This is a genomic window from uncultured Lactobacillus sp., assembly GCF_948948975.1.
Classification (GTDB): domain Bacteria; phylum Bacillota; class Bacilli; order Lactobacillales; family Lactobacillaceae; genus Lactobacillus.
In genome coordinates this window covers 134,099-160,484 of record NZ_CARBVX010000002.1, presented here as the reverse complement: position 1 = coordinate 160,484, position 26,386 = coordinate 134,099, and the positions used below count along the sequence as shown (strand labels likewise).

Here is a 26,386-nt window from a genome sequence, read left to right as displayed (position 1 = left end):
AGAGAGGGCCAGAAGGGTTGCTATATTTTTCGTATACAAGAATATGGAAAAATAGGCCTGGAGCAATTAAATGCTTCGGGCCTTTTTGCTTTAGAAAGAATAAAAAATGGAAAATTTAAATCTTGTTAGTTTACCGCATTTTGTCAGTGTAGAAAATTTGAGTGTTGAAGAAGTTGAAGCTTTAATTAATCGAGCAGAATATTTTAAAAATGGCGGAGCTGCGCCTAATCTAACAGAGCCCATCTATATTACTAATATGTTCTTTGAGGATTCAAGTAGAACGCATACTAGTTTTGAAATGGCTGAAAGAAAATTAGGTTTAACCGTAATTCCATTTGATCCTGCTCATTCTTCGGTTAATAAGGGAGAGACATTATATGATACATCCCTGATTATGGAAGCTGTGGGAGTGAATATTGAAGTAATTCGTCATTCACAAAATGAATACTATCAAAATTTAATTCAGCCGCAATCCCATCAACATTTAGATATTGGAATAATTAATGCTGGGGATGGTAGTGGTCAACATCCAAGTCAGTGTTTGTTAGATATGATGACAATTCATGAACATTTTAAGCAGTTTAAAGGTCTAAAGGTAGCTATTGTTGGCGATATTACTAATTCACGTGTTGCTAAAAGTAATATGGAGTTACTCCACCGGTTAGGAGCTGAAGTTTACTTTTCAGGCCCTGAATATTGGTACTCAAAGGAATTTGATAAGTATGGAAGATATGAAGAACTAGATAAGCTGATTCCCGAGATGGATGTGATGATGCTTTTAAGAGTTCAACATGAAAGACACAGTGATGATCTTAATGAAAAGAATTTTGATCCAAAAGCATATCATGAACAATATGGAATTAATAAGGGGCGCTATCAAGAATTAAAGCCAAATACAATTATTATGCACCCAGGTCCAATTAACCACGATGTTGAATTAAGTGCAAATTTGGTGGAAAGCGACAAGTGTATGTTTACTCGTCAAATGCAAAATGGTGTGTTTATGAGAATGGCAATAATTGAAGCAGTCTTACGAGGAAGAAAATTAGGAGGACTCAAGTAATGACTACTGTAATTAAAAATGGAACTGTGTATCAAAATGACCACCTAATCAAAGCTAATGTTTTAATCGATGGTCAAAAAATTAAGGCTATTGGAACTGACCTAGAAGGGGAAGAAATAATTGATGCTAGCGGGATGATAGTTAGCCCAGGCTTAGTAGATGTTCATGTTCACTATCGTGATCCTGGCCAAACCTATAAGGAGGATATCAAAACTGGTAGCCAAGCGGCAGCACGTGGAGGTTTTACAACAGTTGGTGCCATGCCTAATGTCACTCCTGTTCCTAATACAGCTGAATTAATGGAGAAAATGGTTAGAGAAAATCAAAAAAAGGGGTTAGTTCATATTCTCCAGTATGGTCCTGTCACTAATGATGAAACAACTGATATTATTCCTGACTATGCGGAACTTAAGAAAGCAGGCGCATTTGCATTAAGTAATGACGGACATGGAGTTCAAAGTGCGCAGACAATGTATCTAGCCATGCAAAAGGCTAAAGAAAACAACTTAATTATTGCAGCCCATGCCCAAGATGATTCACTTTTTAATAAAGGAATGGTGAATGAAGGAATAGCAGCTGAAAAATTAGACTTACCACCAGTTACAGAACTCGCTGAGACTACGCAAATTGCTCGTGACCTCCTTTTAGCACAAAAGACAGGAGTCCATTACCATATTTGTCATGTTTCGACGAAAACCAGTGTAGAATTAGTTCGTTTAGCAAAAGCACGAGGAATTAAGGTAACGTGTGAGGTTGCACCACACCATATTTTATTGACAGATAGCGATATTCCAGAAGACGATCCTTACTTTAAGATGAATCCACCACTAAGAAGTAAAGAGGATCAAGCAGCTCTTTTAGTTGGGATGCTTGATGGAACAATTGATTTAATTGCTACTGATCATGCTCCCCATGCTAAAGCCGAAAAAGAAGGTAGTATGCGAGAAGCCGCTTTTGGAATTACGGGAAGTGAGACAGCATTTAGCACTCTTTATACTAGATTTGTAAAGGAAGAGAAAGTTTTCACGCTTGAACAATTACTATCTCTTCTTACTGATAAGCCGGCTACAGTATTTGGTATAAAAAGCGCAGGTTTTCTTGCACCTGGTGAGAATGCAGATATTGCGATTTTTGATATTGAGCATCAAAAAGAAATTAAAGAGGAAGATTTTAAGTCTAAAGGAGTAAATACACCATTTACTGGTCATAAGGTATATGGCGAGACAGTGATGACATTTGTTGATGGTAAAGTTGTATATCAAAGGGGAACAAAATGAAACGCTATTTAATTTTAGAAGATGGTAGCATTTATGAAGGCGAAGGCTTTGGAGATGATTGTGAAAGTAGCGGTGAGGTTGTTTTTACAACAGGGATGACAGGCTATCAAGAAGCAATTACTGACCAAAGTTATGCCGATCAGATTTTAGTTTTTACTAATCCTTTAATTGGAAACTATGGAATTACTTTGGCAGATTATGAATCACTTGAGCCTCAAATTAAGGGTGTGATTTGCCATCAAGTAGCGCGTCACCCAGACAATTGGCGTATGCAAACAACCTTGCCAAAATTTTTAAAACAATCAAATATACCTGGCTTGCAGGGAATTGATACTCGTGAATTAGTTAAGAAATTAAGAATTCATGGTACTTTAAAAGGAAGAATTACTGATTCAAAAGAAAATGCAGCAAGTATTGCTCAAGAATTAAAGCAAAGAAACATTACCCAAGGTGTAATCAGCCGTGTTTCAACGAAAAATTCTTATCCAGTTCCTGGCTCGAAAAGAAATATAGTTGTTGTTGACTTTGGCATTAAGCACAGTATTTTACGAGAATTAGCGGAGAGAGACTGTAACTGTATTGTCTTACCTTACACTGCAACAGCCGAAGAAATTTTAAATCTTAACCCAGACGGAGTGCTTTTATCAAATGGACCTGGAAATCCGGAAGAAATGCTTACGGCTGCAAAAATGGTCCAAGAAGTTGAAAAACATGTTCCGCTATTTGGAATTTGTATGGGCCATCAAGTCTTTGCTCTAGCAAATGGGGCTAGTACTTACAAAATGAAGTTTGGACATCGCGGCTTTAATCATCCTGTAAGAGAAATTGCCACTGGCAATATTGGTTTTACTTCGCAAAATCACGGTTATGCGGTAGATCCGAAATCTATTGATAAAGAAAATTTGATGATTACTCATGTTGAAGTAAATGATGGCACAGTTGAAGGACTACGTCATAAAAAATATCCTGCCTTTTCAGTCCAATTTCACCCTGATGCAACCCCAGGCCCGCATGATGAAGACTCATTGTTTGATGATTTTATGTCAATGATTGACCAAAGAAAGGAAGAAGAGCGTCATGCCTAAGAGAACAGATATTCATAAGATTATGGTAATTGGTTCTGGTCCAATTATTATTGGTCAAGCTGCAGAGTTTGATTATTCCGGAACTCAGGCTTGCTTAGCTCTTCGTGAAGAAGGCTATAAAGTAGTATTAGTTAATTCAAACCCTGCTACGATCATGACTGACACTACTATTGCAGACAAGGTTTATATTGAACCCCTAACTGTGGAATCAATCTCAAGAATCATTAGACAAGAGTATCCTGATGCAATTTTACCAACGCTTGGTGGGCAAGTTGGATTAAATATGGCTCTTTCATTAGCTAAAACAGGAATTTTAGATGAGTTAAATATTGAATTATTAGGAACAAGACTTTCTTCGATTGAACAAGCAGAAGATAGAGAGAAATTTAAAGAATTATGTAAAGAATTGGGTGAGCCCGTTCCACCATCAACAACTGTTAATACTGTTGAGGAAGCTTTAGAGTTTGGCGATAGAATTGGCTATCCAATCATCGTCCGTCCAGCCTTTACGATGGGCGGAACTGGTGGTGGTATTTGTAATAATCATGAAGAGCTAGCAAAAATTGCCAAAAACGGATTAGAGCTATCACCTGTTACTGAATGTTTAATTGAAAAATCGATTGCGGGCTATAAAGAAATTGAATTCGAGGTAATGCGTGATCATGATGATAATGCAATGATTGTGTGTTGCATGGAGAATTTTGATCCAGTTGGAATTCACACCGGGGATTCGATTGTTTTTTCACCTAGTCAAACCTTAAGTGATAAAGAGTATCAAATGCTTCGTGATTGTTCTTTATGTTTAATTAGGGCTCTTAAGATTGAAGGAGGTTGTAATGTTCAGCTAGCCTTAGATCCTAATAGCTTTGAGTACGATGTTATTGAGGTGAATCCTCGAGTTTCACGATCAAGTGCATTGGCTTCAAAGGCAACAGGTTATCCTATTGCAAAAATGGCCGCAAAGATTGCAATTGGTATGACACTAGATGAGATTAAAAATCCAGTAACTGGAACAACATATGCTGAATTTGAACCAGCTTTAGATTATGTCGTTTGCAAAATTCCTCGTTGGCCATTTGATAAGTTTTCTAAGGCCGACCGCACTTTAAGTACCCAAATGAAGGCTACTGGTGAAGTAATGGCAATTGGTCGAACAGCTGAAGAGGCAATGCAAAAGGCGGTAAGGTCCCTTGAAATTGATGAAAAAGATCTCTATTCTGAAGCAGCTCATCATGCAAGTGATGAAGAGATAGAGCAAAAATTAGTTAAAGCGCAAGATGATCGACTCTTTTATTTAGCAGAAGCCTTTCGCAGAGGTTATAGTCTTGAAGATGTTCATGAATTAACCAAAATCAACTTTTATTTCTTAGATATTGTTAGTCACATGGTAGAGATGGAGAAAAATATCCAAGAAAATAAGGATAATCTTGAAACTTTACGTTTAGCTAAGAAATATGGTTTTAGTGATGCAACTATTGCTACTTTATGGAATGAAAGTGTTGATCAGGTTAGAGACTTGCGCAAAAATAATGGGATCATTCCAGTCTACAAGATGGTTGATACTTGCGCAGCAGAGTTTGAATCAAAGACGCCATACTTTTACTCAACTTATGATGGTGAAAATGAATCACATAAGTCTGGTAAAAAATCAGTAATTGTTATTGGTTCTGGTCCAATTAGAATCGGACAGGGTGTCGAGTTTGATTATGCAACTGTTCACTGTGTAAAAGCACTTCAAAAGATGGGCTATGAAGCCATTGTTATTAATTCAAACCCAGAAACTGTTTCAACGGACTTTTCAATTTCTGATAAATTATATTTTGAACCATTAACCTTAGAAGATGTATTGAATGTTTGTGATTTGGAAAAGCCCGAAGGTGTAATTGTTCAGTTTGGAGGACAAACTTCAATTAATTTAGCTGCTGGATTACAAGATCATGGAATTAAAATCTTGGGAACTAATGTTAAAGATCTTAACCGTGCAGAAGATCGTGAACTATTCGATCAGATAATTAAGAAACTTAAATTAAATCAACCAAAGGGCTTAACTGCAACAACACATGAAGGAGTTATTAAAGCAGCTGAAGAGTTAGGATACCCGGTCTTAGTCCGTCCAAGTTATGTACTTGGCGGAAAAGCAATGGAAATTGTTTACAACAAGGGTGAGCTTGAAGAATACTTACATGATCACGTAGATATTGCAGCTGATCATCCAATTTTAGTAGATGACTATTTAGATGGTCGTGAGTGTGATGTCGATGCAATTTGTGATGGACAGGATGTTTTACTACCAGGAATTATGGAACATATTGAACATGCTGGTGTTCATTCTGGAGATTCGATGGCCGTTTACCCACCACAAAACTTTACTGATGAAGTTAAAGATAAGATTATGGATGTTACTCGTAAACTTGCTCTCACTCTAAATTGTGTGGGAATTATGAACATTCAATTTATTGTAAGAAACGGTGAAGTTTATGTAATTGAAGTAAATCCGCGGGCAAGTAGAACAGTTCCATTTTTAAGTAAAATAACTGGAATTGAAATGGCACAAGTTGCGACTCAGGTAATTATGGGCGAAAGCCTAGCGCAGCAGGGCTATAGTGATGGTCTTGCGCCTGAACCAGAAATGATTAGTGTTAAGGCTCCAGTCTTTAGTTTTAGCAAGTTGGCTGATGTAGACTCATATCTTGGGCCAGAAATGAAATCAACAGGTGAAGTAATGGGAAGCGACCATACTTTTGCCAAGGCTCTGTATAAGGCTTTTGCCGGAGCTAAGATGCAACTACCTGAAAATGGAAATGTTTTGTTAACAATTGAAGACAAGGATAAAGAAAAGATTCTCCCAATTGCAAAGAGATTTGCGAGAATTGGTTATCGGATTTTTGCTACTAAGGGTACAGCGGACTTTTTAAAGAATAATGGGTTACATGTTGATCTTGTAACTAAAGTTCATGAAAACGAAAACGCAGATGACAATATCTTAAATGAATTAAGAGAGGGAAGAATTGACTTAGTGATTAATACCATGGAGCATGATATTGAAAAAAATTCTGACGGCTTCATTATTAGACAAATGGCTATACAGCAGAATGTCCCATTACTAACAGCTCTTGATACGGCTGACGCACTTTTAACATCTCTTGAAAATAGATCATTTGCAACAGACGCTTTAAAATAGTAGAAATAATTCCTGATTGAGGAAAAAAGACAAATGCTAAAGGAAATTTGGGATAAACCGGCAATACAGCGAGCTATTGTTAGGATTACATATGAAATTATTGAAAGATATAAGGGCGTAGATGAGCTGGTTTTAGTTGGAATCAAAACTCGTGGGGTCTATTTAGCACGTAGAATTGGGGATCGACTTGAAGAAATTGAAGAGAAGATTATTCCAGGAGGCGAACTGGATATAACTTCTTATCGAGATGATCGTAGAGTTGATATTAATCAAGAAAAGATTTCAAACTTAGAACCAGAAAGTTTAAATATTACTAATAAACATGTTGTATTAGTAGATGATGTTCTTTATACTGGAAGAACGATTCGGGCTGCGATGGATGCTTTGATTGCAACTGGACGTCCAAAGTCAATTGCAGTTGCGGTTTTGGTGGATCGAGGACATCGGGAGTTACCAATTAAGGCAGATTTTGTTGGAAAGAATATTCCAACAGCCTTGAGCGAACAAGTAGCAGTTAATGTTAAAGAAATCGATGGTATTGATAGTATCGAGCTAATTAAATTAAAGTAGAAAAAACTGTATTATTCTGAAAAATCAGATGATACAGTTTTTTTGCTCTATTTATTCTATTACTTTTGCGCCTAAGGCATTTTTAAAATGATCTAAGGCCCACTCTTGACCATGTTCAGTAAAGGTAGTAACACCTTTGCTTGGAATAGTTAAATCATAGTTTAAATTATAGGCAGTCATAGCCGTGTGAAGAACACAAATGTCTGTACATACCCCAGTTAGCCATAAATCGTTAATTTTACGTTCACGTAAGTAATTATCGAGATTAGTATTTTGGAAAGAAGAATAGCGATTTTTGTTAAATTTATATACTCGGTCACTAGACTTGTGAGCTTCATACCAATCTTTTAACTTACCGTATAACTCTTGTCCTGGTGTACCAACAATATTATGTGGTGGGAAGAGCTTATATTCCGGACTAAATGTATCACCAGTATGTCCATCAGTTGGAAAAATTACATAGTCTCCATTATCATAAAATTTATTTGCTAATTCGATTAAATAATCTTCCAAAGCTTGAGCTGGTTTCCCACAGGTAAGAGAACCATTGTCTGCAATGAAGTCATTAGTGTAGTCAATAATTAATAGTGCTTTTTTCATATTTTGTCCTTAAAAATTAAAACTATCCTGAATTACGTAAACCAGAGGTCACCCCATTAATGGTAATTGGTAAAATGCTTTCGTAAACACCGGCAATTTCATCAACGCGATCTCGTTTAATCATTTCAATTTGAATATAGTTAAGAATATTGAAGTATGGCATCCGGTAATTTAAGCTCATCTTTAAACTTGGGTTGTCTGCAAGTAATTCTTTGTTACCTTCAATTTGAAGAATTACTTCTTTAGTAAGTTTCCATTCTTGATAGATAGTATCAAAGACTTTTTTAGTATCTTCATCTTCACAGAGGTCCGCATATTGTTTGGCAATATCCATGTTAGATTTGGAAAGAACCATATCAACATTGGAAAGGAGGGAGTGGAAGAAAGGCCAGCCTTCATACATCTTTTGTAAGGTGTGGAGGTTATTAGGATTGGCATCAATGAAGTGCTTGAAGGCAGAACCAACACCATACCAACCAGGGAACATAATTCGACTTTGTGACCACGAGAATACCCAAGGAATAGCTCTTAAGCCTGAAAAATCAGTAATCTTCTTTCTTGCCGCTGGACGAGAACCAATATTTAAGTTGGAAATTTGCTTAATTGGTGTAGCTTGCAAGAAGTAGTCAAGAAAAGCTGGAGTTTCAAAAACAAGCTTACGGTAAACTTTATTGCTGTCTAAAACAATTTCATCCATTGAGGAACGGAAACCACCAATATCATCTTCGCTTACAATTTGTTTAGAAACAATCCGGTCGATTGTAGCTGAAGCAAGCATTTCCAAGTTGTAGTAAGCAGTATCTTGATTACCATACTTGTTTTGAATGATTTCACCTTGTTCGGTCATGCGAATACGGTCATTAATTGAGCCAAAAGGTTGAGCAGTAATAGCTTCATAAGAAGGACCGCCACCACGACCAACGGTTCCACCACGGCCGTGCATGAAGGTAATGTTAACACCCAATTTCTTGCCCATTGCAGTTAAGTCTTTCTGGGCCTTATAGAGATTCCAGCAAGAAGCTAAGTAGCCACCATCTTTATTTGAGTCAGAGTAGCCCAGCATAATTTCTTGGTAATTATTTTGAGAAGCAAGCCACTTTTTAACAATATCGAGATTTAGAAATTCTTTCATAATTTCACGAGAGTTTTCCAAATCTTCAACTGTTTCAAATAGTGGTACAACTTGAATGCGGGCTTCTTGATTATTTAAAAGATCATATTCTTTAAGCATGACTGCTTGTTCAAGAAGATCAGAGACACTTTCAGTATGAGAAATAATGTGTTGTTTAATTACATCTTCACCAATACAATCCTTGAGTTGACGAGCAGTCTTGTAGATCTTTAATTCCTTTTGGAGCAATTCAGATTTTGGCTTATTGTTAGAATGAAGATTACGTGGATCATTGTTTAACTCATTAAGTAAAACTTTAACCTTATCTTTTTCGGGTAAGTCACTATAATTATCACAAATTCCGGCACTCTTGAGTAATTCAGCCACACAAGCTTCGTTTACACTAGAATCTTGACGCATATCAATTGTTGCTAAATGGAAACCAAAGATATCAATTGCTTCTAATAGCTCAGTAAAGAAACTTCTAACTACAGCTTGGTCATGATCTTCTTCGAGCGATTCTTTAATTGTAATTAAATCAGCTTTAAAATCTTGTGGATTCTTATAAACAGGGATTTTGTCTAAGTTTTCTAAATCGCGTTTTTTAACAAAGCTATTTTTATCAGCTGTTCCTAAAAGAGTGTATTCAGTGTGAAGTAAACGACTCTCAATATAGTAGAAAGCCCGACGATATGGTTCATTTGTTCTGAATGGCGAATCATCATTTGAGAGCTCTGATAATTTTTCAACAGCGGATGAAGGCTTCATATAAGAAGTAGACATTGAGATCGTGCGGTAGAGCTTGTTTAGCTGTTTAATATAGTATTCAAAAATTACTTGGCTTTGCAAAGTGGCACTCAGCTTTAATGTTTCGGCAGTAACGTATGGATTTCCATCACGATCGCCTCCGATCCACATTCCCATAGTAATTGGGGTGGTACCATCTAGATTTAAATTATGCTTTTTAGCTAATTCTTGGTAGCGAGCTGTAAATTTAGTGATGGCCGGAATCAAAGCTTTAGGATAGTATGCTAAAACGTTTGTAATTTCATTAGAAACCTGTAGTTTGTGGCTACGAATAATATCAGTTTGCATTAAAATCTCAATGTAGGCGCGGAGTTTTTCAGTCCATTCAGCTTGGTTAATGGTTCCGTTTTTAACTTCACGGTAACTACGTAATAGACCATGGATTTGATCGGTTAATTCAAGGACAGTTTTTCTTTGAACTTGAGTAGGGTGAGCAGTTAAAACTGGAACTACATTAACATGCTTAAGAATTTTACTTGCATTTTCTTTTTGAGAAACTAAGTCAATCGTATCTTCAAGTTTACCAAGATAGTCTTGATCCGTATTATTGAGTAGGTTAACTTCACTAGCTAACTCTACATCTTCAGAAATATTAACTAATAAAGGTAAAGTTGCAAAATAACGTGCAACGACAATCATTTCTTGATTAGTAAGGCTAGCAATTTGCTCTTCAAGAGCATCGTAGTCTTTTTGGGCGGAGATTTTAATTAAATCTTGAATTTTATTAAAAATCACATCCCCACTTAATTGACGTGTACTCTCGTTAAGTAAGTTGGTCAAAATTTTAACTTCTTCAGCTACCATTGCATGATCGCTGCTATTTTCTAACTTCTTAATGGACATTAAAAAAGGTTCCTCCTTTTGTGAAAGACTTAACATAAGAATAACACATATTTTTATGTTTGAATATTAGTTTGAAATATAATTTTTTTGAGCATTTTTCATCATTGTTAGGACCTTTTTAGCAGAAAATTCAACTGTAAGAGATTTAGCATAACTTTGGTAATTTGTGCTCATGACTTTTAAATCTTTGGGATGATTAATCCAGTAATCAATTCTTTGAGCTAAAATTTCGCTCCTTCCAGCGGGAAAAAGATTGTTAGGACTTAAAGCATATGAACTGGTAGAAGAGAGAGGACTTTGGGCAATTATGGGTACACACCCAGTCGCAAAAGCTTCCATGCAAGCCATCCCTTCAACTTCCACGTTAGCACAATGAACAACAATATTGGATTGATCCATGATCTGTTTTAAGTCATTTCTAGAATAAAAGCCAAGCTGAGCATTAATCTTTAGTCTTTGACAAAGGGAGATATATTCATTCTTTAATGGCCCTTTCCCAGCTAAAATTAATTTGATTCTATCTTTGTATTTACTACGTCCGATAGCTTTAATTAAAGTCTTTTGATCCTTTTCATTTGAAAAACGGCCGATTGAAAGTATTGTAAAGGGATCAGTTGTTGTTTTCTGATTATTTTGTAAATAATAATCACTAATCCCATTCGAGATAACTATTAACTTGGATTTGAAGTTATATTTTTTTAAACGCTGTTCGACTTTCGAAGTTGGACATTGTAAATAGCTACAGTAATTAAAAGTAGTATCACGAAATAATCTCATAAAAGCAGAGTTGATGCTGGCATGGTCTAAAACTGGAACCGAAGCAGTTAGATTTTCAGGATAAAGATGAAAAGTACCTGTAATTGGCTTTCTCATCTGTTTGGCAATTTTAGCTGCGCTCCAGCAAACCGGGAAAGGGTCCTCTAAGTGGACTAAATCTGCCCATCTAATAGCGTCTTTGATTATTTCTTTTTTAGGTTTAGCAAAATGAAATCCTTCTTTAGCAATAATATTTTTAAAAATTGGGATGATCATTATTGGAAGAGAGTAATCTGGTTCTCCACCTGCAATGGAAGAAAGGATACGGACATCTTGACCCATTTTTTTAAATTCGTGAACAAAGCGCTGCGTTGAGATTGACATCCCATTGCTTTTATTGAAATAATCATCGATAACAATTAAAATTTTCATGATTATTCTCCCTGTAGTATTACTATATGTATTTTAACAAGTAAGGAAACTGAAGTGAAAGAATTAGATAAGTATCAACAACTAAAACAAAAGTTAGTTGAAAATAGTGATCCCGAGTTAGCCACACAAATGAAAAAATATCTACGGAATAAATTTGAGTTTTATGGTTTGAAATCGCCTGAAAGACGGAAAAGTTACCATGACCTAATCAAAGTAGAAAAGAAAAATAAAAAAATTGATTGGAATTTTCTTGATCAAGCTTGGTCCGATACACATCGAGAAGCACAATATTTCGTTTGTGATTATTTAATTTCATTAGAAAGATTTCTAACATTTGAAGACATTGACCATATTTTTTATTATGTAAAGTCTAAGCAGTGGTGGGATACAATTGATAGTTTGATAAAGCCAATTGGAAAGATTGGGTTAAGGGATGAAAGGGTAGATGACCTGATGCTTGCTTGGTCAAAAGATAATGATTTTTGGGTAAGAAGAGTGGCAATTGAACATCAGCTCTTACGAAAAAATAAGGTGAATACTGAATTGTTAGAGAAAATTTTAGAAAATAATCTGAATAGTTCAGAATTTTTCATCAATAAGGCAATTGGTTGGGCCTTACGTGATTACTCTAAAACTAACCGGGCCTGGGTAAAAAAATTTATTAATGATCATTATTCCGACATGGCCGCGCTTTCGATTAAAGAGGGAAGCAAGTACTTGCACTCATAAGTTACAAGTCTAACAAAATGGGTCGTGAAATAAGAATACGAAAAGAAACCGTACGTGAAAAATAATGCAATCCCACGTAAAGATTTTAAGGTTAAGATCGAACCAAATAGTAAAGTTTAAAGTATTATTCTAGTTTCTAAAAAATGACATTTTAAAATTAATTTAATCATGATATCATTTAATTAATCTTATAATTTCAATGGAAGGTAATTAGATGAGAAAATACTTTAATATTCGCGGGGGTGCAGGTGACCTAACTAAGCCTGATATTAATACTAGACCCCAAGATAATCTTTACTTAGCCGTTAACTCAGAATGGCTTTCAAAAGCAAAAATTCCAGCTGACAGAACTTCAACCGGTATTAACTTGATTTTAGATATGCGGATTGAAGATCAATTGATGAAGGATTTTGCTGAATTTGCTGACGGTAAAAAGGAGATTCCTACTATACCTAATTTTGCAAAAGCAATTAATCTTTATAAATTAGCAATTGATTTTGATAAAAGAAATAAGGAACAGGCAGAGCCAATCAAAGCTGATTTAGAAAAATTAACTTCTTTGAATAGTTTTGAAGAATTTAATAAACAAGCTGCTGACTTGTTTGCAAAAGGATATGACTTACCACTCAATATTTTTGTAATGGAAGATATGAAGGATACTGATCATAATGCCTTATATGCAGAAGGACCAGGTACATTTTTGCCAGATACTACTGCATATCAAAGTGATGATGCTGAAAAATTGCTTTCTACTTTGGAAAAGCAAACAGTTAAGTTACTTGTAATGGCTGGAATAGAGGAAGAACAAGCAAAGACTTGGGCAAGTAAGGGTATTAAATTTGATAAAAAACTTGCTGAAGTTTTGAAGTCAACTGAAGAATGGGCTGACTATGCAGCTGTCTATAATCCAGTTAAATTGGCAAACTTTGAAGCTAAATTTGAACAGTTTGACATTAATACTTTCTTAAAACAACTTTTGCCTGAACTACCTGATCAAGTAATTGAAGCCGAGCCACGTTATTTTGATCATATCAATGAATTTTTAAATAATAGTGAATTTGACGAAATCAAGAGCTGGATGATTGTTAAATTTATTAATGGAGTAGCTAACTACTTATCTCAAGACTTTAGAGAAGCAGCTTTTCCATTTAGACAGGCTGTCTATGGTGTGCCTGAAATGCCAGCCCAAGATAAGCATGCATACCGTTTAGCAAATGCGGCTTTTGATGAAGTTGTCGGAATTTACTATGGTAAAACCTATTTTGGCGATGATGCTAAGAATGATGTAATTAGCATGATTAAGAATATGCTAAAAGTATACGAACAAAGAATTCAAGACAATGAATGGCTTTCCGAATCAACTAAGAAACAAGCTATTGTTAAATTGCAAGCCTTAAAACTCAAAATTGGTTATCCAGAAAAGAATCAAGCTGTTTTTGACCATCTAGCCGTTGATTTAAATAAGAGTTTATATGAAAATCAAGCTCTTATTAATCAAGAAAAGACCAAAGATAATTTACAAAAGCTAAATCAAGTTCCTGATCGCAGCGTTTGGGCAATGCCAGGTAACTTAAACAATGCTTGTTATGATCCACAAAAGAATGATTTGACTTTCCCAGCTGGAATTTTGCAGGCACCATTTTATGATGCAAAACAGTCTCGTGCGGCTAACTATGGCGGAATTGGTGCAACTATTGGTCATGAAGTGTCGCATGCTTTTGATAATAATGGGGCTCAATTTGATGAAAAAGGTAATATGAAGAACTGGTGGACCAAAGAAGACTTTGCTGAATTCAATAAACGTACTAAGGCCGTTGCCGATATTTTCGATGGCTTACAATATGGGCCAGCTAAGTTAAATGGTAAGCAAGTTGTTTCTGAAAACATTGCCGATTTAAGTGGTCTTTCTTGTGCAGTTGCTGCTAATAAGGCAGAAGGCGGAGAGATGAAAGATCTCTTTGAAACTTATGCTAAGAGCTGGATGCAAAAACAACGTCCAGAATCAATTACTGCTGAAGTTCAATCAGACGTACATGCACCGCAACCAACAAGAGTTAATATTCCGGTTCAAAATCAAGATGAGTTTTACAAAGCTTATAATGTGACTCCGAAAGATGGAATGTGGCTTGCTCCAGAAGATAGAATTACAATTTGGTAATACAAAACAGAGAGGTTATAAATTATAATCTCTCTGTTTTTCTATGTCATAAATTTTATACTATAATATTCAATGTAAGCGCTAATATGATGGAGGTGCTTTTATGGTTAAATTTGAAAACAATGATTTTGGAGATGTATTACTTAATCGTCATTCGGTGCGGCATTTTGATGAAGGTGTAAAAATTCCTCGTTCTGAATTAAGAGAAATAATTCAAGAAACAATTACTGCACCTTCTGCATGTAACTTACAGGCGTGGCAATTTGTAATAGTTGATACTGAGGAAGGAAAGAAAAAACTACACGAATTTTATATGCCATTTAATAATCCACAAATTGATACCTCAAGTGCAGTTATTCAGATTTTTGGTAACACCTTAGCCTTTAAGAAGTATCGTGCATTATGGGATCAAATGTACGCAGAAAAGAGAATTTCAAAAGAAGAACTAGATAAAGTTTATAATACGTTTTTACCATTATATGAGCATGCAGATAAAACAATGCTTACGGCTGACGCAATGGTTGATTCTTCACTTGCTGCAATGCAGTTAATGTTAATTGCTAGAGCACATGGATATGAAACAAATGCAATGGCTGGTTATGATGCAAAAAAAGCGGCAAGTGTAATGGGACTTGATCCAGAGCAGTATGTTCCAGTAATGGGGATTGCTCTTGGAAAACCAGATAAAAATGTAGAAGAACTTAAGTCAGTTAGGTATCCAGTTGATGAAGTTTTAAAATTCGAATAAAGATAATACTTCGATTTTAAAGGTAGAAATTTATTTCTGCCTTTTTCTATAATCCTTTGAAAATAGATGGGCACGACAGTGAAGGGTAAAGAGCAAGTAATAAAAAGATATTTTAACTCGTGGATTGTTCCAAACTTTAAAGATTTTGAGGATACTTTCAGTAAAAATGCTAGCTATAGTGAATGTTATAGTCCAATTTATAGGAATAAAGCTGAAATTATAGCCTGGTATAAAGATTGGAATAAGAATTGGGCAAGTATTGGAATGGCCAATTAAGAATATTTGGATTGATAATGAGATAGCTTTTGTTGAATGGCATTTTAAATGTAATTATAAAAATAGAATTGGTGAGTTTGATGGTGTATCAATTATTAAATTTGATGAAGCAAATGAGAGGATTTCTGTGAAAGGGTTTCAATCAGATTCTAGGCATCTTTATCCGTATGAAAATAGGATTTCTATCTGAGACTATTAGGGCAGAAGTCCTATTTATTACGTTCAACTTTGATTTTTCTAAAGTCAGTATCTTTACCAATTTTCATATTAAAATTAATATAAAAAGTATTAATTAGACAAACATAAAAATAGAGGACTTAATAATGACAAAATATGTAGTAGCTCCTGATTCATTTAAGGAAAGCGTGACAGCAAAAGAAGTCTGTGATGCGATGGAAAAGGGAATAAAAATTGTTGATAAGGATGCCCAAGTAATCAAGGTACCTATGGCAGATGGTGGAGAAGGGACAGTTGATTCTTTAGTCGATGCAACCCATGGTCAAAGAATTACGGTTGAGGTTACAGGACCACTTGGTAATAAGATAAGAGCATATTATGGAATTTTAGGTAACGGGACAACTGCTGTGATTGAAATGGCTAAGGCGAGCGGTTTAGAAATAGTAGAAAAGCAGAAGCGTAATCCGCTACTAACCACCACTTTTGGTACTGGTGAATTGATTAGGGATGCGTTAGATCACAATGTTAAAGAAATTATTATTGGATTAGGCGGCAGTAGCACTAATGATGGTGGTAGCGGGATGGCACAAGCCTTAGGAGCAAAACTGCTAGATAAAAATAACCATCAAATTTCGTTTGGTGGAGGAAGTTTAAATAAATTAGACAAAATTGATATTTCTAACTTAGATTCAAGACTTCAAGACGTAAGAATTATTTTAGCAAGTGATGTGACAAATCCATTAATTGGCGAAGATGGTGCATCAAGAGTTTTTGGCCCACAAAAAGGCGCTACGCCTGAAATGGTTGAAAAACTTGAAAATAATTTACAGCATTACGCTAAAATTATTAAACGTGATTTGAATAAAGATATTGCAATGGCAGCAGGAAGTGGAGCAGCTGGTGGTTTAGGAGCTGGGTTAATGGCATTTACTACTTGTGAAATGCGGCAAGGAGTAGACATTGCAATTGAAGTAACAAAACTAGAAGATAAAATTAGAACTGCTGACTATGTATTTACCGGAGAAGGTGGTACCGATTCTCAAACCAAGTTTGGAAAAACACCATATGGAGTTTCTAAATTAGGTAAAAAGTACCATAAGCCAGTTATTTCATTAGCTGGTTATCTTGGAGAAGGAATTGAGAGTTTATATAGTGAAGGCTTCACTGCGATTTTTGGAATTATTCCCGGAGCATGTGATCTTCCAACTGCTTTGAAAAATGGACCAAGTAATGTGGCTCGAACTACAGAAAACATAGTTCGTTTACTTAAGTTTTAAAGGGTATAGACCCGATATTGCTGATGAATTAGCTATATTATGCATATTAAGGAGGAAGATTTATGCCGTTAGTATTAACTCAAAGTGATTTTAGAGCAAATCTAACGAAATACTTAGACCAAGTTAATGATGATGAAGTAATTTATATTGTTAGATCTAATAGCCGTTTAGTAGCATTTCTTTCACAAGATAAATTATATTAGATGAAGAAAGCTCTCCAATCAAAAGAAGACACTTTAGAGTACGTGATCGCTCGTGATCAACTAATTCAAAGATATGAGTTACCAGAAGATTCAATTGTAGAATCAACTGATGATTATTGGAAACAATTTAAGTAATTGGAAAAACTACACATTTTCACAAAGATGAACACCAATCTAGAATAGAACAAAAAAACTTCTACTTTTAATGGTAGAAGTTTTTTTGTGTTCTTATTAATCTTCACTTTGATCCCAAATCTTTTTAGCAGCTGGGATTTTGCCTAAATCAGTGATTTCATTTTTATCTAACACAACTAAATTATTAGGTCCTTGCGCGAGTTGGTTAAAACTATCTAAGCTTTGATTTCTGAAATAGCCATCCCCAGCTTTATCAAGAGCAGTTTGTAATTTATCAATTCGATAAGCGTCGGCGTCAGCTTGAGTTTTTACTGCTTCAGCATTTGCTTTTGCAGTAGCAACGAGTGCGTCGTTCTTAGCTTTAGTAGTTAATTCAATATTTCTAGCTTCACCTTCAGCACGAGCAATAGCGGCAGTTTTTTCACGGTCAGCAGTTAACTGTTTATCCATGGCCTTTTGAATTTCTGGGCTAGGAAGCAATTCATCAACGTTAACACGAACTACTTGAATTCCATAAATATCAGTTAAATCGCCAATTGCTTTTGATAGTTGGGCATTGATTTCACTAGTTGATCCTAGAGCTTCATTTAATTCCATTCGTCCGATAATATCACGTAAATGACCGCGAATTAATTGCACCATTGATTCAACAGAGTCTGTATTGTTATAGAAGTATTTATATGCATCAGTAACAAGATAGTTTAAGGTTAAGCTGGTAGTGATTTCGGCATTATCCTTGGTAATAATTCGATATTTAGAAATTTCTAAGGGTTGCAATGCTAGGCTTACTTTTCTCAAGCTTTGGAAAATTGGCCAAATAAAAACCAAACCAGCTTTCACAGTTCGTGAGTATTTACCTAAAGTTTCAACTAAACCTACATAGTTTTGCGGTACGATCCGTAAGCCACATAAGAGATAGATAATAATTAGTAAAATAATCACACCAATAAAAACGTAAATCATGGTATACCTCCAATTAATTGAATTTGATGATATTATCTAATATTTTAACTAAAAATAAAAGATTATTTAAAGATTTTTCTTGTATTAATTATGACTTTTAATTAATAAAATTATATAAACATAGAAACTACTATTATAGTTTCTCCGATAAAATTATGCATTATATGGGCAGTGTATGCCATTTCACTTATATAGTTTTGCATCTTAGTTTATCTTTTTGACCACTTAATAAAAATAGCTTGTAAATTAAAACCTGCGCAGTAATATTAAAATATAAATAAAAGATTAAAAGGAGAGGCTAAGGATGAAGCTAAGCGGAATATTTAGAATAAATAAAGGTCGCTTTATTCTAATTTTTTTAATGATAATATTTGCTGCTGTAATAGATACCCTTTCTCAATATTTGATGACACCGGCATTTAATAATTTAAAGAATTTAAATTTTTTAGGTTTTGTAGCCTTTATGGTGTTATCAATACTTTGCGATATTTGCCGGTTATTATTGAATTCCGGTTCGGACTACTTATACAGTAAACAAAGTCAAAGCTATTTACATCAAATAAGAAAAAAGATTAGCTTATATTTGTTTAAAAAGCAAATTGATGATACAGCATCAGTTCAAAATAATTTAGCTGCTAACTTGGATCAATTAACGAGAAACTATTTAAAGCCAATTAAAGCTGCCTTCTTATATGGGTTGATGGTTATTTTTTCAATAGTAGTGTTATTTTCTTACAATTGGAGCTTAGTTTTATTAACGCTTATCCTAACTTTAGTTTCACTTTTGTTGCCAAAGGCATTTGAAAATATGAGTTCAAATGCCACGATTGAAGTCACTAAAAGAAATGAAAAACTTTTAAAAGCAATTTCAAACTGGATTAATGGCTTAGATGAATTAAGAAGATATAGTAGTTTTAGAATTTATTCTGGCTCCATGAATCAAGCAGCTGATGCTTATAAAAAGGCGGCTATTCACCAAGGTGCAACTATTGCTATTGCGGACTTAGCCACCTCTATTGTTAATATAGGTGGACAGATAATCTTGATGATTCTTGCTGCATATTTATACTTTAATGGTCAAATAGTCTTTGGTGCTGTCATTACAACAATTCAATTTTGTTCAACAGTTATGAATGGGACTGCACAATTTGCTGCTCAATGGAATCTAATTAAATCATCAAAGAAATTAAATGAAAAAATAACTTCATTAAAAGAAACAGATTTGACTTTACAAAATGAGCATCAAGATAAAAAAGTAGCTAAATTACAGATAAAGGGCCTACAGCATCAATTTAAGAATGGTGAACTTATTTCTTATCCAGATTTAACTATTAAAAGTGGTGAAAAAGTTCTCGTAACAGGTGATAGTGGTAGTGGAAAATCAACTTTATTTAAGCTGATCTTAGGTAAATTATCACCAACTAGTGGAAAAGTGATTTTTGAAGATAAGAATGGTAAAGAAATTAAACTCAATCCGGATGAGCTTGGATATGTAGCACAAGATAATACTCTTTTCCCTGACACTATTGAAAATAATATGACAATGTTCACTTCAAATCTTGATAAGAAAGTAAAAAGGGTAGTTAAACAAGTTGAGGTTGAGAATGACCTTAAAAAAATTCCAGATGGTCTAAAGCATGAAATCAATTTAGATGAAGGAAATCTATCAGGAGGACAGAAGCAAAAAATCGTTTTGGCTAGAGCAATTTTAGCCGGATCAAAGTGGCTCTTTATTGATGAAGGAACGAGCGCAATTGACAGTAAAGCAACAAAGAAAATTTTAGAAAATTTACTTGATCAGAAAACTACTATTGTCATGATTGCTCATAATTTTAATGATGAGCTAGAGAACATGTTTGATCGGAAAATCAACTTGAAAAATGAAGGTGAGTAAGGATGAGCTTTAAGGGATTTATCAAGACAAACTACCTTAGATTTATTTATATCAATTTTTTATCCATTATTTCTGGATTGGGCGCAATTGGTGCCGGGTATGTCCAAATGTACTGGTTAACTTTCATCAAGAATAAAAACTGGATGGGAGTGTTATGGACAAGTCTTGCTATCGGAGTCTTATATTTAGCAGCGCAAGGGTTAATTTATTACATTCAGTTTGTTACTCGTATTCAAGAAGAGGAATATAATAAAAAAATTCGTAATAATCTTGCTAGTCATTACTTTAAGGATAATAAGTATCACAAAATAGCTGCGGTTCAAAATCGAATGACTAACGACCTTGAGATGGTAAGAGAAAATTATTTTGATTGGTATCCTATTGTTCCTTTTTATGGAACAATGTTTATTGCTGCATTGGTTGCCTTACTCACAATTCATTGGCAAATTTTTATTGTAAGTATTTTGATTGATATTGCATCTTACTATATTCCTAAACTTGTTCAGAAAAAGATGGAAAAGGCGACAACCAATGTTTCTGTTCAAAATAAACATTATTTAGATGTGTTGGAAAAATGGTTTTCTGGAGTTGAAGAATTACGTAGATATTTTGCTGGTGCAAAGCTATTTCAGGTTCAGAGTCAGGCAGCTAATAAGATTGAAAAAGCCCATGTTCATCAAACTGGTACGCAGCAAGAACTAATTGTAATAAATGGACTATGTAATTCAATAGGACAATTAATCCTTCTTGCTCTTACTGGATATATGATCACTCAAGGACAAGTACTTTTTGGTGCAATCATGTCAGTACAAAATTTTGCAGCTAATATTTCAATCGGCTTGCAACAAATGATCCAAGCATTGAGTTTTATGAAATCTTCTGAAGAACTAATGGACCAAATTAGTAATGATTCTGCACCACTACAGAATAATTCAAAGGTTCAGAAGAAAAAGCCAGCTCTAATTTCTACTGAGAATTTAGCTTTAGCTTTTCCAAATGGTGAGAAGTTAAGTTTTCCTGATATTCAAATAAAATCTGGAGAAAAAATTTTGTTAACTGGTGATTCAGGAGCTGGAAAATCTACCTTGTTTAAATTGATCTTAGGTTCAATAAAACCGACACAAGGATCGATTATTTTTAAAGATAAAGATGGAAAAGAAATTGATCCTGATATGTCGAAGTTTGGTTATATTCCACAAGATCCAAATCTCTTTCCTGGGACTATTAAAGACAATATTACTATGTTTAATTCAAAATTAAATTCTCAAGTGGAGCCTATCATCAAAGAAGTTAATTTTACCCATGATATTACTAAATTCAAAGAAGGATTAGAGCATCACGTAGATTTAGATAAACTAAATATATCGGGTGGTCAGAGACAAAAGATTGTTCTAGCCCGGGCTAAAGTACATGGAAGTGACGTAATTCTGATCGACGAAGGAACTAGTGCGATAGATCAAAAGGCAACCATGAATATTTTAAAGAATTTAGTTAAGGGTAAAGAGACGATTATTTTTATAGCACATAATTTTAATCAAGAAATGCGTGCATTATTTGATCGTGAAATTCATTTAGTTAAAGGCTAAAGATAAAAATACTGGTAATCAACGTTAAAATAAATATTGATTGCCAGTATTTTCTGCCTAAAGGGATGTATTTTTAATTAAAAATCATTGTCTAACTTATTTTTAGTAACGGATGTATCTAGAATATATGTATTGAAACTTTGAGTTACATCTACATCAAATTGATGAAGTAAGTCCATTGCTGCCCAATCAATATCATCTGCTTCAAAAAATATGCTTTCGAAAGAACTGAACATATCTAATAGCACGCTTTGAGTGAACTTAGGACATGTTTCTGGATTCGTAGAACAAATATAAGCAATTTCATTATTTTCGGTAAAAATAATATTTTCAATTTGAGAATCTTCATTAAGATGATAGTATCCTGTTTTAGTCGGAACTTCTTTAATAAACTGATCTTTTGAGATAGTTAGTGGTGACACAACTTTATGACTATTTTTATAATATTGGTATAGAAAATCACAACAGTCTAAATATTTATTATTGTGCATATCGAATTTTTGAATAGTTATTTTTTCTTCAGGAAGCAATTTCATATTATCTTTTTTAACAGTTAATGAAAAACACCGTCTTTTTAATTGAAAGCCATTTTTAGTTAAAAAATCGATTAAAGACTTTTCAGTTGAATCAAGCATAACTTGTAGTGGCTTCTTTTTATCTTGCATGATTAAAGAGAAAGGCAAAGAGAGTGGATATGTAAGAAGGTTAAATTTGAGATAGCAATTTTGATTATGATAATCATTGATATAAGTAGAGATTGTGCCGATACTTTTGTTATGTTCAAATAATTGATAAGTGTTTGAGTTGATTTTCAAAATATTATTGGTCATTTTATTCTTAATCCTTTACTAAAATAAAAGAAGTATTAGGCTAAGTATAGCGCAAAATTTAGATTTATTAAATATTTTTATGAGAAGATAGCTAATGATAACAATTGAACAATTAAGTAATTTTCCAAAAATCACATCAAAATGTGATATTTCGCAAATAATAGTTGATACAATCAAAAACGAAAAATTTTTAATTAAAAATGGAGATATTCTTTGTATTGCATCTAAGCTCCTTTCTAAGGCAGAAGGGAATTTTATAAATTTAAATACGATAATACCTTCTAATATAGCTAAAAATATTCATAAAAAGTTGCCTAGAAAAGATCCTCGATTAATTCAGGTAATTATTGATCAAACACAAGATCCAACGGGTAAAAAATTACAAATAGAGAATAATTTTATTGGAGCTTTCTTGCCAAATGGTCTATTTTTAACTAGTGGTGGAGTTGATAAGTACCACGATAATATTGTTCTAACATTACCACATAATTGTGATAAAATAGCACGAAATATTAGTGTAAGAATACAGCAGGAGCTTGGCATCAAATTAGCGGTAATTATTACTGATAGTGATGGACGAATTGACAAAGTTGGGGCTACTCAAGTAGCGGTTGGTTTGTATGGAATTAGTGGATTACGGAAAACAACATTTAAAGAAAAGAGTAATGTTGAAACTATTTGTGATATGTTAGCTGCTACTTCTGGACTAATAATGGGACAAAGAGGACAAGGCTTTCCGCTTGTAAAAATTAGTGGATATGAATATGATTTTAATTCTAATGCAAAACTTATTGATGCGGTTAACTAAGAGTATTGATAAAAATTATTTTGTATTATCTCTTGCATTTAAAAATAATGCTGGTATGATGAAAATGTAAATTGAATAGGTGATGACGTTCACCAATTAAACCGAGCAAAATCTAACGACGTCTACTTCCTACAAACTCTTTTTGAGTAGCAGGTGGTAGGAGTCGTATTTATTTTGCTCTTTTTTGTATATCAGGAGGTATTTTAAATGACTGTTTATGTAGAAAAAGTTAGAGCATTAGAGATTTTTGATTCAAGAGGGAATCCAACTGTAGAGGTTCATGCTTATTTATCTGATGGAACAGTAGCTAAAGCTGAAGTTCCTTCTGGAGCTTCAACAGGTGAAAAAGAAGCTGTTGAATTAAGAGATGGTGGCAAACGTCTTCAAGGAAAAGGCGTAACTCAAGCTGTTGCAAATGTAAATGGTCCAATCAATGATGCTCTTAAGGGCTTGAGTCCTTACAATCAGGCAGAGATTGACCGGACAATGATTAAACTAGATGGAACCCAAAATAAAGCTAAGTTAGGGGCCAATGCAATCTTAGGTACTTCAATGGCAATTGCACGCGCAGCTGCTAAGTCAAAAGATGAACCACTATATCGTTATCTTGGGGGATGTGACTTAGAAATGCCACAAACTTTCCATAACGTAATTAATGGAGGTAAGCATGCTGATAATGGAATTGATATTCAAGAATTTATGATTACCCCTGTTGCTAAAAATTCATTCCGTGATGGTTTTGAAAAGATAGTTAACACATACCATGCATTAAAAGCTGTAATTGAAGAAGCTGGATTTGAAACTGGATTGGGAGATGAAGGTGGTTTTGCTCCAAATCTTAATAATTCTGAAGAAGCCTTAAAGATGCTGCGAAAAGCTATTATTAAAGCAGGTTATAAACCTGGAAAAGACATTGCAATTGCTTTTGATGCTGCAGCAAGTTCTTTCTATAATACTGAAGATGGAAAATATCATTTCGAAGGTCATATCTGGAATGGGGAAGAAATGCTTCAATATTATGATAAATTATTAAAAGAATTCCCAGAAATTATTTCTTGCGAGGATCCTTTTGATGAAAATGATTGGGAGAACTTTGAAAAATTTACTGCTAAATTTGGCTCTACTCATCAAGTCGTTGCGGATGATAATGTATGCACCAATCCTAAACTTGTTAGAAAAGCGATTAAGGATAAATTATGTAACTCTATTTTAATTAAACTTAACCAAATAGGTACTATTACAGAAACTCTTGAAACAATTCGTTTAGCTAGAAAGAACAATATGACAACGATGGTATCTCACCGTTCCGGTGAAACAGGTGATACATTTATTGCTGACTTTACCGTTGCTACCAATGCCGGTCAACTAAAATCTGGGGCACCAGCAAGATCAGAAAGAGTAGAGAAATATAATCGATTACTTGAGATTGAAAATCAAATCGGTGTTGAAAATGAAAGATTAAATCATTTCCCAAATAATGTAGATTTTGATTAATTAGAAGTTTGAAATACTCTAATACAAGAAAAATGCTGCTAAATCAAGGCCTAATAACCTTTAGATTCAGCAGCATTTTTTAGATTAATATTAAATCAAGGATTTAATTCTTATACTTTTGAATGGAATATATTTCTAGCAATTTCAATTAAGCTTACGATTCCAAAGAAGATAGCTGAGGAAAGTAGAGCTTTATCTGAATTCTTAGCGATGATTGAAATAACAAATGGAGAAATTACAGCACCAATGTCCATCATAATTAAGCATAATGTAGTAGCAAGATTACTTAATTTGTCAGGGACACTTAAGGAGATCGATTTAAAGATGTACGGCATTACAATACCAAAACCTGCTCCTAGTACAATACATCCCGCTACTAATACATAGGTATTTCTTGCGCTACTAATTAAGTAAAAGCCAAGCGCATTTAAAACCATACATAAAACCCATACCCATTTGTTTAGTTTAGTATAAAGCCAATTAAATGCCATGCCACATGGAATACCGGTAATGGCAATTACTGCTAGCATTAACGAAGCCATACTTTCATTTCCTAAATGAAAATCTACGATAAAATTAGGAAGTTTATAAGCAAGAGCCATGTAGAAAATATAAATTAAAAGTGTAAGGATGCTGAGATAAATAATGTTTGAATTAAAAGCTTGCTTTATATTAGAAAGAGAAAAGTTTTTTCCAGAAGAATGATGGCTTCTCTTAGGAACCTTAATAAATTGTTCAAACATAAAGAATACGGGAATCGCTAGGATATATACCCAGAAAACAGCATGCCACGATAATGTAACTAGATAACAAATAACAAAAGCCGAAGCAATGTAGCCAACATCATTCATAATGTTTTGAAACCCTAATAGGCGGTTGAGTTCAGTTTTATTATTTTCATAAATCATCATAATTAAACTTACGGCTAAGGAGTTATAAATCCCAATCCCTAAACCAAGTAAGATGCGGAGAATAAATATTAGCCAAAAACTATTAATAATTACTGGTAATGTTCCACAAATTCCAACAAGAGCTAATCCAACTAAAATTACATTTTTTCTACCAATTTTTTTAACTAGAAAAGGATTTATTAAAAGACCAAATATTTCTCCAAAATTGGGAATAGTAGTAAGTAATTCAACAGTAACACGAGGAATATTAGGGAATGCCTTTTCGATTAGAGGAAGAGCCGGGGAAATAACAGAGGGCATCATAATAAAGAGAGAAATTGCTAGTAAAGTGGCTTTAAATATTGGCTTAGATACCTCTTTTTTAATATCCATAATTATCGTCCTTTCTTTGACAATATTGCTTTCACCGTCATTCTAACAAAGATAGGTAGAAGAAGAAAAAATAACTATCAAAAGCTTCAATTAATGATCT

General features: G+C 34.1%; 21 protein-coding genes, 1 pseudogene and 1 riboswitch. Of the genes and pseudogenes, 16 read left to right on the top strand and 6 right to left on the bottom strand.

The genetic code is table 11. The annotated features are described in order from the left end of the window. The first annotated feature begins 106 nt into the window (after nucleotides 1–106). The 5 genes from Q9R40_RS01815 to pyrR are packed head-to-tail and all read left to right on the top strand — an operon-like array spanning nucleotide 107 to nucleotide 7,176. The gene (locus tag Q9R40_RS01815) at nucleotides 107–1,063 is read left to right on the top strand and encodes an aspartate carbamoyltransferase catalytic subunit (RefSeq protein ID WP_304676085.1); all 957 of its coding nucleotides are present in this window, start codon (nucleotides 107–109) and stop codon (nucleotides 1,061–1,063) included. After that, on the top strand, nucleotides 1,063–2,340 hold the full coding sequence (locus Q9R40_RS01810) for a dihydroorotase (RefSeq protein WP_304676084.1): 1,278 nt from the start codon (nucleotides 1,063–1,065) through the stop codon (nucleotides 2,338–2,340). Before Q9R40_RS01815 ends, Q9R40_RS01810 begins: the two co-directional genes overlap by 1 nt. Then, nucleotides 2,337–3,425 (top strand): carbamoyl phosphate synthase small subunit, encoded by a 1,089-nt coding sequence (locus Q9R40_RS01805; protein WP_304676083.1) that lies wholly within the window; start codon nucleotides 2,337–2,339, stop codon nucleotides 3,423–3,425. Before Q9R40_RS01810 ends, Q9R40_RS01805 begins: the two co-directional genes overlap by 4 nt. Then, nucleotides 3,418–6,606, top strand: coding sequence for a carbamoyl-phosphate synthase large subunit (gene carB, locus Q9R40_RS01800; RefSeq protein WP_304676082.1), 3,189 nt, complete (start codon nucleotides 3,418–3,420; stop codon nucleotides 6,604–6,606). Before Q9R40_RS01805 ends, carB begins: the two co-directional genes overlap by 8 nt. 33 nt (nucleotides 6,607–6,639) lie before the next feature. Beyond that, the gene (gene pyrR / locus Q9R40_RS01795; RefSeq protein WP_304676081.1) at nucleotides 6,640–7,176 is read left to right on the top strand and encodes a bifunctional pyr operon transcriptional regulator/uracil phosphoribosyltransferase PyrR; all 537 of its coding nucleotides are present in this window, start codon (nucleotides 6,640–6,642) and stop codon (nucleotides 7,174–7,176) included. A 51-nt stretch (nucleotides 7,177–7,227) separates the two neighbouring features. On the opposite strand, the gene Q9R40_RS01790 is transcribed toward pyrR, so the two are convergent. From Q9R40_RS01790 to Q9R40_RS01780, 3 genes are all read right to left on the bottom strand, one after another. Next, nucleotides 7,228–7,776: an isochorismatase family cysteine hydrolase gene (locus tag Q9R40_RS01790; protein ID WP_053107645.1), complete on the bottom strand. Its 549-nt coding sequence runs from the start codon at nucleotides 7,774–7,776 to the stop codon at nucleotides 7,228–7,230. Between the two features lie 22 nt (nucleotides 7,777–7,798). Next, entirely contained in the window at nucleotides 7,799–10,537 is a 2,739-nt protein-coding gene (ppc, locus tag Q9R40_RS01785; RefSeq protein ID WP_304676080.1) for a phosphoenolpyruvate carboxylase, read from the bottom strand. 66 nt (nucleotides 10,538–10,603) lie between these two features. After that, on the bottom strand, nucleotides 10,604–11,725 hold the full coding sequence (locus tag Q9R40_RS01780) for a glycosyltransferase (protein ID WP_304676079.1): 1,122 nt from the start codon (nucleotides 11,723–11,725) through the stop codon (nucleotides 10,604–10,606). A gap of 54 nt (nucleotides 11,726–11,779) precedes the next feature. Between Q9R40_RS01780 and Q9R40_RS01775 the strand changes: the two genes are divergently transcribed. The 7 genes and pseudogenes from Q9R40_RS01775 (at nucleotide 11,780) to Q9R40_RS01745 (ending at nucleotide 17,428) form a co-directional block, all read left to right on the top strand. Further along, on the top strand, nucleotides 11,780–12,454 hold the full coding sequence (locus Q9R40_RS01775; protein WP_304676078.1) for a DNA alkylation repair protein: 675 nt from the start codon (nucleotides 11,780–11,782) through the stop codon (nucleotides 12,452–12,454). Nucleotides 12,455–12,668: 214 nt separating this feature from the next. After that, entirely contained in the window at nucleotides 12,669–14,612 is a 1,944-nt protein-coding gene (locus tag Q9R40_RS01770; RefSeq protein ID WP_304676077.1) for a M13 family metallopeptidase, read from the top strand. A 103-nt stretch (nucleotides 14,613–14,715) separates the two neighbouring features. Then, nucleotides 14,716–15,360 (top strand): nitroreductase family protein, encoded by a 645-nt coding sequence (locus Q9R40_RS01765; protein ID WP_300724311.1) that lies wholly within the window; start codon nucleotides 14,716–14,718, stop codon nucleotides 15,358–15,360. A 78-nt stretch (nucleotides 15,361–15,438) separates the two neighbouring features. Continuing rightward, nucleotides 15,439–15,636, top strand: a complete 198-nt coding sequence (locus tag Q9R40_RS01760; protein WP_172475770.1) for a hypothetical protein — start codon at nucleotides 15,439–15,441, stop codon at nucleotides 15,634–15,636. Then, nucleotides 15,620–15,826, top strand: a complete 207-nt coding sequence (locus Q9R40_RS01755; protein WP_304676076.1) for a hypothetical protein — start codon at nucleotides 15,620–15,622, stop codon at nucleotides 15,824–15,826. Before Q9R40_RS01760 ends, Q9R40_RS01755 begins: the two co-directional genes overlap by 17 nt. Before the next feature lie 133 nt (nucleotides 15,827–15,959). Further along, complete coding sequence (locus Q9R40_RS01750) at nucleotides 15,960–17,090, top strand: glycerate kinase (protein WP_304676075.1); 1,131 nt, start codon at nucleotides 15,960–15,962, stop codon at nucleotides 17,088–17,090. Between the two features lie 62 nt (nucleotides 17,091–17,152). Continuing rightward, nucleotides 17,153–17,428: pseudogene (locus tag Q9R40_RS01745) on the top strand (type II toxin-antitoxin system prevent-host-death family antitoxin). Nucleotides 17,429–17,524: 96 nt separating this feature from the next. Here Q9R40_RS01745 and Q9R40_RS01740 read toward each other — a convergent pair. After that, a complete protein-coding gene (locus tag Q9R40_RS01740) occupies nucleotides 17,525–18,391 on the bottom strand; it encodes an SPFH domain-containing protein (protein ID WP_304676074.1) in 867 nt (288 codons plus the stop codon). A 304-nt stretch (nucleotides 18,392–18,695) separates the two neighbouring features. On the opposite strand from Q9R40_RS01740, the gene Q9R40_RS01735 reads away from it, so the two are divergent. Beyond that, nucleotides 18,696–20,285 carry an ABC transporter ATP-binding protein gene (locus tag Q9R40_RS01735; RefSeq protein ID WP_304676073.1) on the top strand — a complete coding sequence of 530 codons (1,590 nt, stop codon included), beginning with the start codon at nucleotides 18,696–18,698 and terminating at the stop codon, nucleotides 20,283–20,285. A gap of 2 nt (nucleotides 20,286–20,287) precedes the next feature. Then, the gene (locus Q9R40_RS01730; RefSeq protein ID WP_304676072.1) at nucleotides 20,288–21,871 is read left to right on the top strand and encodes an ABC transporter ATP-binding protein; all 1,584 of its coding nucleotides are present in this window, start codon (nucleotides 20,288–20,290) and stop codon (nucleotides 21,869–21,871) included. 77 nt (nucleotides 21,872–21,948) lie between these two features. Here the strand turns inward: Q9R40_RS01730 and Q9R40_RS01725 are convergent, their stop codons facing one another. Then, the gene (locus Q9R40_RS01725; protein ID WP_304676071.1) at nucleotides 21,949–22,701 is read right to left on the bottom strand and encodes a GNAT family acetyltransferase; all 753 of its coding nucleotides are present in this window, start codon (nucleotides 22,699–22,701) and stop codon (nucleotides 21,949–21,951) included. Nucleotides 22,702–22,795: 94 nt separating this feature from the next. On the opposite strand from Q9R40_RS01725, the gene Q9R40_RS01720 reads away from it, so the two are divergent. Beyond that, nucleotides 22,796–23,509 carry a coenzyme F420-0:L-glutamate ligase gene (locus Q9R40_RS01720; RefSeq protein ID WP_304676070.1) on the top strand — a complete coding sequence of 238 codons (714 nt, stop codon included), beginning with the start codon at nucleotides 22,796–22,798 and terminating at the stop codon, nucleotides 23,507–23,509. A 69-nt stretch (nucleotides 23,510–23,578) separates the two neighbouring features. Beyond that, nucleotides 23,579–23,641: riboswitch (Fluoride riboswitch) on the top strand. A gap of 75 nt (nucleotides 23,642–23,716) precedes the next feature. Beyond that, the gene (gene eno, locus Q9R40_RS01715) at nucleotides 23,717–25,003 is read left to right on the top strand and encodes a phosphopyruvate hydratase (protein WP_304676069.1); all 1,287 of its coding nucleotides are present in this window, start codon (nucleotides 23,717–23,719) and stop codon (nucleotides 25,001–25,003) included. A 110-nt stretch (nucleotides 25,004–25,113) separates the two neighbouring features. Here the strand turns inward: eno and Q9R40_RS01710 are convergent, their stop codons facing one another. Continuing rightward, entirely contained in the window at nucleotides 25,114–26,286 is a 1,173-nt protein-coding gene (locus Q9R40_RS01710) for an MFS transporter (RefSeq protein WP_304676068.1), read from the bottom strand. Nucleotides 26,287–26,386 lie beyond the last annotated feature (100 nt).

What these genes read in the sequence shown, in the direction of transcription:
- Q9R40_RS01765 (WP_300724311.1), top strand. Translation starts at nt 14,716, where the DNA reads ATGGTTAAATTTGAAAACAATGATTTTGGAGATGTATTACTTAATCGT.
- Q9R40_RS01770 (WP_304676077.1), top strand. Translation starts at nt 12,669, where the DNA reads ATGAGAAAATACTTTAATATTCGCGGGGGTGCAGGTGACCTAACTAAG.
- carB (WP_304676082.1), top strand. Translation starts at nt 3,418, where the DNA reads ATGCCTAAGAGAACAGATATTCATAAGATTATGGTAATTGGTTCTGGT.
- Q9R40_RS01710 (WP_304676068.1), bottom strand. Translation starts at nt 26,286, where the DNA reads ATGGATATTAAAAAAGAGGTATCTAAGCCAATATTTAAAGCCACTTTA.
- Q9R40_RS01790 (WP_053107645.1), bottom strand. Translation starts at nt 7,776, where the DNA reads ATGAAAAAAGCACTATTAATTATTGACTACACTAATGACTTCATTGCA.
- Q9R40_RS01730 (WP_304676072.1), top strand. Translation starts at nt 20,288, where the DNA reads ATGAGCTTTAAGGGATTTATCAAGACAAACTACCTTAGATTTATTTAT.
- Q9R40_RS01735 (WP_304676073.1), top strand. Translation starts at nt 18,696, where the DNA reads ATGAAGCTAAGCGGAATATTTAGAATAAATAAAGGTCGCTTTATTCTA.
- Q9R40_RS01780 (WP_304676079.1), bottom strand. Translation starts at nt 11,725, where the DNA reads ATGAAAATTTTAATTGTTATCGATGATTATTTCAATAAAAGCAATGGG.
- pyrR (WP_304676081.1), top strand. Translation starts at nt 6,640, where the DNA reads ATGCTAAAGGAAATTTGGGATAAACCGGCAATACAGCGAGCTATTGTT.
- ppc (WP_304676080.1), bottom strand. Translation starts at nt 10,537, where the DNA reads ATGTCCATTAAGAAGTTAGAAAATAGCAGCGATCATGCAATGGTAGCT.
- Q9R40_RS01720 (WP_304676070.1), top strand. Translation starts at nt 22,796, where the DNA reads ATGATAACAATTGAACAATTAAGTAATTTTCCAAAAATCACATCAAAA.
- Q9R40_RS01725 (WP_304676071.1), bottom strand. Translation starts at nt 22,701, where the DNA reads ATGACCAATAATATTTTGAAAATCAACTCAAACACTTATCAATTATTT.
- Q9R40_RS01740 (WP_304676074.1), bottom strand. Translation starts at nt 18,391, where the DNA reads ATGATTTACGTTTTTATTGGTGTGATTATTTTACTAATTATTATCTAT.
- Q9R40_RS01805 (WP_304676083.1), top strand. Translation starts at nt 2,337, where the DNA reads ATGAAACGCTATTTAATTTTAGAAGATGGTAGCATTTATGAAGGCGAA.
- Q9R40_RS01815 (WP_304676085.1), top strand. Translation starts at nt 107, where the DNA reads ATGGAAAATTTAAATCTTGTTAGTTTACCGCATTTTGTCAGTGTAGAA.
- eno (WP_304676069.1), top strand. Translation starts at nt 23,717, where the DNA reads ATGACTGTTTATGTAGAAAAAGTTAGAGCATTAGAGATTTTTGATTCA.
- Q9R40_RS01810 (WP_304676084.1), top strand. Translation starts at nt 1,063, where the DNA reads ATGACTACTGTAATTAAAAATGGAACTGTGTATCAAAATGACCACCTA.
- Q9R40_RS01750 (WP_304676075.1), top strand. Translation starts at nt 15,960, where the DNA reads ATGACAAAATATGTAGTAGCTCCTGATTCATTTAAGGAAAGCGTGACA.